General features: G+C 70.6%; 9 protein-coding genes and 1 pseudogene. 8 read left to right on the forward strand and 2 right to left on the reverse strand.

Annotation, left to right across the window (positions count from 1 at the left end):
• The 8 genes and pseudogenes from ACFQVC_RS42115 to ACFQVC_RS42150 all read left to right on the forward strand — a co-directional run.
• A pseudogene (locus tag ACFQVC_RS42115) lies at window positions 1-1,506 on the forward strand (nitrate- and nitrite sensing domain-containing protein); the annotation flags it as partial.
• 9 nt (window positions 1,507-1,515) lie between these two features.
• A complete protein-coding gene (locus tag ACFQVC_RS42120; protein ID WP_030753456.1) occupies window positions 1,516-1,929 on the forward strand; it encodes a roadblock/LC7 domain-containing protein in 414 nt (137 codons plus the stop codon).
• A gap of 103 nt (window positions 1,930-2,032) precedes the next feature.
• The gene (locus tag ACFQVC_RS42125) at window positions 2,033-2,437 is read left to right on the forward strand and encodes a DUF742 domain-containing protein (protein ID WP_381841988.1); all 405 of its coding nucleotides are present in this window, start codon (window positions 2,033-2,035) and stop codon (window positions 2,435-2,437) included.
• Window positions 2,418-2,996, forward strand: coding sequence for a GTP-binding protein (locus ACFQVC_RS42130; RefSeq protein ID WP_381841991.1), 579 nt, complete (start codon window positions 2,418-2,420; stop codon window positions 2,994-2,996). Before ACFQVC_RS42125 ends, ACFQVC_RS42130 begins: the two co-directional genes overlap by 20 nt.
• Before the next feature lie 416 nt (window positions 2,997-3,412).
• Window positions 3,413-6,649 carry a nitrate- and nitrite sensing domain-containing protein gene (locus tag ACFQVC_RS42135; protein ID WP_381841994.1) on the forward strand — a complete coding sequence of 1,079 codons (3,237 nt, stop codon included), beginning with the start codon at window positions 3,413-3,415 and terminating at the stop codon, window positions 6,647-6,649.
• A gap of 10 nt (window positions 6,650-6,659) precedes the next feature.
• Window positions 6,660-7,073: a roadblock/LC7 domain-containing protein gene (locus ACFQVC_RS42140; protein WP_381842007.1), complete on the forward strand. Its 414-nt coding sequence runs from the start codon at window positions 6,660-6,662 to the stop codon at window positions 7,071-7,073.
• 114 nt (window positions 7,074-7,187) lie between these two features.
• Entirely contained in the window at window positions 7,188-7,817 is a 630-nt protein-coding gene (locus ACFQVC_RS42145) for a DUF742 domain-containing protein (protein WP_381841996.1), read from the forward strand.
• Window positions 7,798-8,376 (forward strand): GTP-binding protein, encoded by a 579-nt coding sequence (locus ACFQVC_RS42150; RefSeq protein WP_381841999.1) that lies wholly within the window; start codon window positions 7,798-7,800, stop codon window positions 8,374-8,376. Before ACFQVC_RS42145 ends, ACFQVC_RS42150 begins: the two co-directional genes overlap by 20 nt.
• 248 nt (window positions 8,377-8,624) lie before the next feature.
• Here the strand turns inward: ACFQVC_RS42150 and ACFQVC_RS42155 are convergent, their stop codons facing one another.
• Both ACFQVC_RS42155 and ACFQVC_RS42160 read right to left on the reverse strand, forming a co-directional pair.
• Window positions 8,625-8,831, reverse strand: a complete 207-nt coding sequence (locus ACFQVC_RS42155) for an acyl-CoA carboxylase subunit epsilon (protein ID WP_381842001.1) — start codon at window positions 8,829-8,831, stop codon at window positions 8,625-8,627.
• A 41-nt stretch (window positions 8,832-8,872) separates the two neighbouring features.
• On the reverse strand, window positions 8,873-9,831 hold a 959-nt coding region (locus ACFQVC_RS42160; RefSeq protein ID WP_381842004.1), incomplete at its 5' end, for an acyl-CoA carboxylase subunit beta.

Raw genomic sequence — 9,831 nt, forward strand, 5'->3', positions numbered from 1 at the left:
GGCCAGGTCACCGGTTCGGGGCCGCGGGCCGCGCTGCCAGGACGTGACCCGGGCCCCGGCGCGGGCCAGGGACCGCGGGCCGGTCTGCCGCAGGGCGGGGCGCCGCGCGGCGCCCAGGCTCCGGGCGGCCACGCTCAGGGCGGACCGCGGCACGGTGGCCCCCAGCAGGGCGGCCCCCAGCACGGCGGCCCCGGTGCGAACGACCCGCAGAACCGCGCGGGGATGAACGAGCCGCAGGACCGGCCCGGTGTGGGCGACGCCATGAACGGCGGGCAGCGCTCCGATGTCTTCGGCGGGCCCCGCAACAGCGCTCCCTCCGGCCGGCCCGCCGCGCCGGGTGCCTCTCCCTCCGAGGGCGCTTCCGGCACTTCCGGTGCTCCCGCTTCGCCGCAGCGGCGTGACGGCCGTGGCGAGAGCGGTCAGCCGCAGCTGCCCCCGCGCGGCGGCCCCCGTGCCGAGCTGCCCGGCGGCAACCCGCAGCCGCGGGTGCCCAGCTGGAGCGGTGAAAACGAACAGCGCGCCGCGCTCGACAGCCCGCGTGAGCACGGCCCGCGTGAGCACGATCCGCGTGAGCACCAAGAGCCGGACGCCACCGCGCAGTTCGGCCGGATCGAGGGCGACGACCACCAGGGCCCCGGCTCCACGGCCGAGTTCGCCCGGCCCGACTTCAACGGGCCGCGCCCCGAGGGCGCCCCGCAGCAGGGCGCACAGCAGGGTCCGGAGTCGAGCGGCCAGTACGCACGGCCCGACCAGCACTCCGGGCAGCAGCAGCGCCCCGAGCTGCCCCAGGCCCCGCAGGCCCCGCTCGGCGGCGGTGCCCGCAACGGCGCGCGGGACAGCGGCGAGTACGCGATACCGAGGCCGCCCGAGCCGCCGCGCCAGGCGCCGCAGGTTCCGCAGCAGCCGCGCCCCGACGAGCTGTCCGGCGTCGGCGAGCTGCCCCCGGCCGGTCCGGGCGACGGCCGCACCCCGCTGTACGACACCCTGGAGACCAACTGGTTCCACGGGCAGCAGGCGGCGCGGCAGAACAGCACACAGCAGAACAACACGCAGCAGAGCGGCCAGCAACAGAGCCACACCCAGGCGGACAGCGGGCAGCACAACGGCCCGCAGCAGGGCCACGCGCAGCACAACGGCCGTCAGACCGAGCAGCAGGCACCCGCGGCGCCGCAGATGCCGCCGCCGCCCGCCGCTCCCCCGGCCGCTCCCGCCAACTGGCGGACCTCTCCGAACGACGAGCTCGGCCGGCAGGCCGAGCGGGTCAGGCAGCCTTCGGCAGGCGGAGTCACCACCTCCGGACTGCCGCGCCGGGTGCCGCGGGCGAACCTCGTGGCAGGTACGGCTGAACAGCAACAGCAACAGCAGGGCGGTCCTCAGGTCTCGCGTGCGCCCGATGACGTGCGCGGCCGGCTGACCAACCTCCGTCGGGGCATCCAACAGGGCCGCGAGGCCGGAACCGGCCAGACCGGCAGTTTCCGTAGCCCCTCTCACCAGCAGGAGCGTTAGTTGAGTCCGATGAGCCAGGCGGCGCAGAACCTGAACTGGTTGATCACCAACTTCGTGGACAACACCCCCGGGGTGTCCCACACGGTGGTGGTGTCGGCCGACGGTCTGCTGCTCGCGATGTCCGAAGGCTTCCCGCGTGACCGCGCCGACCAGCTGGCGGCGGTCGCCTCGGGGCTCACCTCGCTGACGGCGGGCGCGTCCCGCATCTTCGAGGGCGGGCCCGTGAACCAGACGGTGGTGGAGATGGAGCGCGGCTTCCTCTTCATCATGTCGGTGTCCGACGGCTCCTCCCTCGCGGTGCTCGCGCACCCCGAGTGCGACATCGGCCTCGTCGGATACGAGATGGCGCTGCTCGTCGACCGGGCGGGCACTGTGCTCACCCCGGACCTGCGCGCCGAGCTGCAGGGCAGCCTCCTGCACTGAGCCACGCACCGCGCCCGCCCGTCTCCCACCACCGTCAGGCCCCGTCCCCCACCGGCCAAGTCAGACGGCACGCCGTTCCCTTGCTGTCCCGCCCGGAGGATCCATGACCCCGCCCACCGCCGCTCACGACCCGTACGGAGCACAGTCCGCATACGGGCCGGAGGGCGACCAGCCGCTGGTGCGTCCGTACGCGATGACCGGCGGCCGGACCCGGCCGCGCTACCAGCTCGCCATAGAGGCACTGGTCAGCACCACGGCCGACCCGGCCCAGCTGATGGGGCTGCTCCCCGAGCACCAGCGGATCTGCCACCTGTGCCGCGAGGTCAAGTCGGTGGCCGAGGTCTCCGCGCTCCTGAGCATGCCGCTCGGTGTGGCCCGGATTCTGGTGGCGGACCTGGCGGAGGCCGGACTCGTGGCCATCCACCAGCCCGGCGGCGACGAGAACGCCGGCGGACAGCCTGACGTAACACTGCTCGAGAGGGTGCTCAGTGGACTTCGCAAGCTCTAACGGCGGAGGCCGTTCCACCACATCCGCGAAGATCGTGGTGGCGGGCGGCTTCGGCGTGGGCAAGACCACGTTCGTCGGCGCCGTCTCGGAGATCAACCCGCTGCGCACCGAGGCCGTCATGACGTCGGCGTCGGCGGGTATCGACGACCTCACGCACACCGGGGACAAGACGACGACCACCGTCGCCATGGACTTCGGCCGCATCACCCTGGACCAGGACCTGATCCTGTACCTCTTCGGTACGCCGGGGCAGGACCGCTTCTGGTTCATGTGGGACGACCTGGTGCGCGGCGCCATCGGTGCCGTGGTCCTCGTCGACACCCGGCGGCTCGCCGACTGCTTCCCGGCCGTCGACTACTTCGAGAACTCAGGGCTGCCCTTCGTCATCGCCCTCAACGGCTTCGACGGGCACCAGCCCTACAACCCCGAGGAGGTGCGCGAGGCCCTGCAGATCGGCCCCGACACCCCCATCATCACCACGGACGCCCGCCACCGTGCCGACGCGAAGAGCGCGCTGATCACCCTGGTCGAGCACGCGCTGATGGCGCGCCTGAGGTAGGTGTGCCCCAGGTATCACTCGCGCACCTCGGGTGGCCACTTGCGTACTTCTCAAGTCGGCATCGGTGTACGGAAGTTGCCGTAGTTTCACCGGAGCGGGCTGTGTCTTTTGACACGGCCCGCCCCGGTGTTCATAACGTTTCGACAGAGAATTCGGCGCTCTCCGACACACCTCGCATACAACCGGTATCGCTGCGCTCACATCAGCCCCGCTATTTGCCGGGGCTCGCTCTTTATGCCCGTTTTATCTGAGGTCTGGGTCACCCGGAGCAACCTCTTCCCACTGTTTGGAAGAGGCGCCGCTGACGTGCTGGAATGCGCTGAACTGCCCAGTAGCACGGGCGAGAAGACCTGGTGCAGGGCAAGAAGACGACAGCGGCACGACGTAGGTGCCGACGCCGAGAGGTTGTTGGTCGAGTGAGGCGAAGCAAGAACAGCCCCGAGCCGCCGGAGCGGGGCAACTTCACCCCGCCGCCGCGTGCAGCGGCAACTCCCGCGCAGGTGCCGGGAGCCGACTCGGCGACCGCGTCCCCAGCGGGCAGCGGCAGCAAGCTCTCGCCCCGCAACTGGCGCGTACCCACGCGTCTGAACGCGATCCTCCTCATACCCGTGCTCGTCGCCATCGTGATGGGCGGCTTCCAGGTGAAGGGCTCCATCGACACCTGGAACGAGGCCCAGGACGCCGAGAAGACCGCCCTCATCGTGCGCGCCGCCGAGAACTACGGCCAGGCGCTGCTCAACGAACGCGACATATCCGCCGCCCCGCTGCTGCTCGGCAAGGGCGAGACCGGCGCCGTCAAGAAGGCCCGCGCGGCCACCGACGCCGCCAAGGCGGAGTTCGCCGACATCGTCGCGGACATGCCCGAGAAGCAGGGCCTGGAGCGCCGCCTCGACCTCTTCAAGGAGAACGAGTCCAAGCTGGAGGGCCTGCGCAAGGCCGCCTTCACCCGCGCCATGGACCCGGTGAAGACCGAAGAGGGCTACGTCACCGTCCAGCACTCCCTGATGGAGTTCGCCAACGAACTCGGCCTCGGCACCGGCAACATCACCAGCTACGGCCGTACCGTCTACGCCGTCTCGCTCGCCAAGGCCTCCGTCTCGCTGCAGCGCTCCATCGGCACCCACCTGATCGTGCGTCCCAGCTCCGAGCGCGAGGACCTCGAGGCCCAGACCACCGCCTTCAGCTCCTACGCGTACCTGGAGCGCATCGCCATCGGCGAGTACATCGGCGCCGGCACGGACCAGGACTACGAGAACCTGAAGAGCGTCCTCAAGGGCAAGCAGGACGAGGGCAAGAAGAAGATCGCCGCGGCCGCCAAGGCGGCCGAGGCCAAGGGCGTGCCGTTCAAGGCGCCGCCGTCCACCGACAAGATGGTCAAGCTGATCGGCTCGGGCGCGAAGCCCAGCACCCTTGAGCAGCAGGGCATCACGGCCGAGAGCTGGTTCGCCACCGCCACCGCGAAGTTCGACGGCTACCGCGAGATCGAGACCCAGCTGATCGAGAAGGCGGTCGCGGAGTCCGCACAGATCGCCGACGACGCCAAGCGGGACGCGTACATCAACGGCGCCATCGTGGTCGCCGCCGTCCTCGCCGCCTTCATCATCGCCGGCCTCATGGCACGCCAGATGAGCCGCAGCATGCGCCAGCTGCGCACCGCCGCCTTCGGCATCGCCGAGCAGCGTCTGCCCATGCTGGTCGACCAGCTCTCGCGCACCGAGCCCGGCCGCGTGGACACCCGGGTCCAGCCGATCCCGATCACCACGCAGGACGAGATCGGCGAGGTCGCCCGCGCCTTCGACCAGGTCCACCGCGAAGCGGTACGGCTCGCCGCCGAGCAGGCCCTCCTTCGAGGGAACGTCAACGCGATCTTCACCAACCTGTCGCGCCGCAACCAGTCCCTGATCGAGGGCCAGCTGACCCTCATCACGGATCTGGAGAACAACGAGGCCGACCCGGACCAGCTGGAGAACCTCTTCAAGCTGGACCACCTGGCGACCCGTATGCGCCGCAACGGCGAGAACCTCCTGGTCCTCGCCGGCGAGGAGCCGGGCCGCCGCTGGGACCAGCCGGTCCCGCTGGTCGACGTCCTGCGCGCCGCCTCGTCCGAGGTGGAGCAGTACGAGCGCATCGAGCTGACCGGTGTGCCGGAGGCCGATATCCACGGGCGTGCGGTCACCGACCTCGTGCACCTGCTCGCCGAGCTCCTGGAGAACGCCACCACGTTCTCCTCGCCGCAGACCAAGGTCCGGGTCACCGCGACCCGGCTTCCCGACGGCCGCGTGATGATCGAGATCCACGACAAGGGCATCGGCCTGACCGCCGAGGACTTCGCGGACATCAACCACCGCCTGGCCAACCCGCCCACCGTGGACGCCGCGATCTCCCAGCGCATGGGCCTGTTCGTGGTCGGCCGCCTGGCCGACCGGCACGGCATCCGGGTCCAGCTGCGCCCCTCCGGCGAGCAGGCGGGCACCACGTCCCTGGTCATGCTCCCCGACGCCATCACACACGGCGGCAGCGGCAGCGATCTGCCGGAGAGCGAGTTCACGGTCTCCCGGATCGTGCCCGAGCAGCAGCAGCCGCAGCCGTCGTACGAGGCCCCGCCGCTGCGCACGGCCGCGGAGCTCGGCTTCGACGACAGCCGCTACGCCGATCCGTCGGCCGCAGGACAGGACCTGGACCCGGTGGGCCGCTCCCTGCTCCGCGAGGAGCGCCGCGCCGCCCTCGAGGCCCAGGCGGGCGACCGCCCCCTGTACCGCGACGAGGTGGAGCAGCAGGGCTACGAGCAGGGCGGCCCGTCCTACGACCAGCAGCAGTCCTACGAGCAGCAGCAGCCGTCCTACGACGACCGGCAGGGCTACGAGCACGACGCGTACGGCCAGAGCCGACCCGCGTACGACCAGGGCTACCCGGCCCAGGACAACGGCTACGACGGCTATCCGGAATCCGGTTATGCGGAAGGCGGATACGACGACGGCACGGGCCACCAGAGCCCGGGGCAGGACTCCTACGCCGAGTACAACGGCCAGCCCCACCAGGACGACTGGCCGCAGCAGTCCGGCTATCAGGACGGCTACCGGTCCGCGTTCGGAGTGGAAACGGAATCTGCTCCTGGCGCTCCCGAAGGCGACCGTGAGCGCGTAGGCTTCGACCGGCAGAGTCCCCAGGGACCCGCCCCGTCCACGGTGCACGACATGACCGACGCGGGTCTGCCGCGCCGCGGATCCACCGCGGCGAACGGCGGCCGCCCCGCCGGCGAGCAGTGGACGGCGGGAGCCGGCCAGGGCACCCCCGCACAGCCGCATGCGGACCAGGAGCAGCCCGCGGGGCCCGCCGGGAACGACGGCGACGGTGCGGGCGACGACTGGCGCTCCGCCAACGACTCCCGCTGGCAGCGGGCCGAGCAGCTCCGGCAGCCCAAGGCCGGCGGGGTCACCCAGTCGGGGCTCCCGCGCCGGGTGCCCCGGGCCAACCTGGTCGAGGGCACGGCGGAGCAGACCCCGCAGGGCGGCCCCCAGGTCTCCCGCGCACCCGAGGACGTCCGTGGCAGGCTGAGCAATCTGCGCCGCGGGGTTCAGCGGGGACGCGACGCAGGAAGTGACTCGAACGGCCAGGGCCCCGGTCCTGGTGGCAACTACAACCAGGAGCGTTAGTGTGAGCCCGATGAGCCAGGCGGCGCAGAACCTGAACTGGTTGATCACCAACTTCGTGGACAACACCCCCGGGGTGTCCCACACGGTGGTGGTCTCCGCCGACGGACTCCTTCTGGCGATGTCCGAAGGCTTCCCGCGCGACCGCGCCGACCAGCTGGCGGCCGTCGCCTCCGGTCTGACCTCCCTCACCGCCGGGGCCTCCCGGATCTTCGAGGGCGGCAGCGTGAATCAGACAGTTGTGGAGATGGAGCGAGGATTTCTCTTCATCATGTCCATCTCCGACGGATCCTCCCTCGCCGTACTCGCACACCCGGAGGCCGACATCGGTCTCGTCGGATACGAGATGGCGCTCCTGGTGGACCGGGCAGGCAGCGTACTGACGCCTGACCTGCGCGCCGAGCTCCAGGGAAGCCTGCTCAACTAGCTTTCCCCGGTTCTCAACTAGCAGACAGACAGTGCGTATTCGCGTCCCGTGGCCTTAAAGTTCGGGACGCGGCACCACAGTGATGGATGCCCGGCAAGTCGGAGGAGGAAGCACGTGGCAAGTGGCACACCCCCAGAGGGTTCGTCTTCGGCCAACTGGTCTTACGGCCAGGGGCAGGGCGGCCAGGGCAGCGAGGGCTCGCCGAACCGCTACAACTTCCCCTCCGCGCCCAGCCGTCGGCACCAGGGGCAGCAGCAGCCCTACACGCCGCCGCAGCGCCCGCAGCAGCCGTACCACCAGCAGCAGCGGCCGGGCCCCTACGACCAGCCGGCGGCGCCGCGGATCCAGCCCGTGCAGCCGCAGCGCCGGGCCCCCGAGCCGCAGCAGCCGGCCGGCGGCCACCACAACCCGCTGGTGCGCCCGTACGCCATGACGGGCGGTCGTACCAGGCCGCGGTACCAGCTCGCCATCGAGGCGCTGGTGCACACCACCGCGGAACCGCACCAGTTGCAGGGCCAGTTGCCCGAGCACCAGCGGATCTGCAACCTGTGCCGTGAGATCAAGTCCGTCGCGGAGATCTCGGCACTCCTCTCCATCCCCCTCGGGGTGGCCCGGATCCTCGTCGCCGACCTGGCGGAGGCCGGACTCGTGGCCATCCACCAGCCCGGCGGCGACGAGAACGCCGGCGGACAGCCAGATGTGACACTGCTCGAAAGGGTGCTCAGTGGACTTCGCAAGCTCTAGCGGTGCGTCCCGCTCTACCACCAGCGCGAAAATCGTGGTGGCGGGCGGCTTCGGCGTGGGCAAGACCACGTTCGTCGGCGCCGTCTCGGAGATCAACCCGCTGCGCACGGAAGCTGTGATGACGTCGGCGTCGGCCGGCATCGACGACCTCACGCACACCGGGGACAAGACCACCACCACGGTGGCCATGGACTTCGGCCGCATCACGCTCGACCAGGACCTGATCCTGTACCTCTTCGGTACGCCGGGGCAGGACCGCTTCTGGTTCATGTGGGACGACCTGGTGCGCGGCGCCATCGGCGCGGTCGTCCTCGTCGACACCCGGCGGCTCGCCGACTGCTTCCCGGCCGTCGACTACTTCGAGAACTCAGGGCTGCCCTTCGTCATCGCCCTCAACGGCTTCGACGGACAGCAGCCGTACAACCCGGACGAGGTGCGCGAGGCCCTGCAGATCGGCCCCGACACCCCCATCATCACGACCGACGCCCGCCACCGTGCGGATGCGAAGTCGACGCTGATCACGCTGGTCGAGCATGCACTGATGGCCCGCCTGCGGTAGCCGACGGCTCGGCCTGTGCGGCCTCGTACCCCGGTGGAGGGGTGCGGGGCCGTTTTTCTTTCCCCAGTCCCGCCCCTTCCCGTAACCGGGGCTCCGCCCCGGACCCCTCCCCCAAGCTCTCGGCTTCGCTCGAGCAGGGGGGACCCCCATCTCAAGCGCCGGAGGGGCTGATTCATCAGCGGGGAGGGGAAAAAGACGGCCCCGCCCTCCCCTGCGCGAGGGGAAGGCGGGGCCGTAAGCCGTAGGGGCTAGCCCTGCCAGCTGTGGGGCGCCCGGAAGCCCGGGGTGCGCTCCAGGCGGCGCCAGCCGGCCTTGGAGCGGCCGCGGCGGGCGGCCGGGGCCGCGGGGGCCTGGGCGGCGGCACGGGCCATCAGAACCGCGGTGATGGCGGCGAGCTCCTCGGGCTCTGCGGTGCCCTTCTCGACCCGCAGCAGGTGATCGGCAGGAGTGCTCATGGGTTTCGGTGTCTCCGTTGGTGAGGGAAGTCCGCGCAGGGTTACTGCGGCGGGTTGCCGTGCTTGCGGGCGGGCAGGTCGGCGTGCTTGTTGCTGAGCATCGCCAGGGACGAGATCAGCACCTCGCGGGTCTCGGCGGGGTCGATGACGTCGTCCACGAGACCGCGCTCGGCCGCGTAGTACGGGTGCATCAGCTCGGCCTTGTACTCCTTGACCATCCGTGCCCGCATCGTCTCCGGGTCCTCGGCCTCGGCGATCTGACGGCGGAAGATGACGTTGGCCGCGCCTTCGGCGCCCATGACCGCGATCTCGTTGGTCGGCCAGGCGTACGTGAGGTCGGCACCGATGGACTGGGAGTCCATGACGATGTACGCACCTCCGTAGGCCTTGCGAAGGATCAGCGAGATCCGCGGCACGGTGGCGTTGCAGTAGGCGTAGAGCAGCTTCGCGCCGTGCCGGATGATTCCACCGTGCTCCTGGTCGACGCCGGGCAGGAAGCCGGGTACGTCCAGAAGAGTGACGATCGGGATGTTGAAGGCGTCGCACATCTGCACGAAGCGCGCGGCCTTCTCCGACGCCTCGATGTCCAGGACACCGGCGAGCGACTGCGGCTGGTTGGCCACGATGCCAACCACCTGTCCGTCCAAACGCGCCAGGGCACAGACGATATTCCGCGCCCAGCGCTCGTGGACCTCGAGGAAGTCGCCGTCGTCGACGATCTCCTCGATGACCTTGTGCATGTCGTAGGGCCGGTTGCCGTCGGCGGGCACCAGGTCGAGCAGCACGTCGGAGCGGCGGTCGGCGGGGTCCTCGGACTCGGCGACCGGGGGGTTCTCGCGGTTGTTGGACGGCAGCATCGCCAGGAGGTAGCGGACCTCTGCGATGCAGGTCTCCTCGTCGTCGTACGCGAAGTGCGCGACGCCCGAGGTCTCGGCGTGCACATCGGCGCCGCCGAGGCCGTTCTGGGTGATCTCCTCACCGGTGACGGCCTTCACGACGT

The organism is Streptomyces monticola, assembly GCF_042665355.1.
Taxonomy (GTDB): domain Bacteria; phylum Actinomycetota; class Actinomycetes; order Streptomycetales; family Streptomycetaceae; genus Streptomyces; species Streptomyces monticola.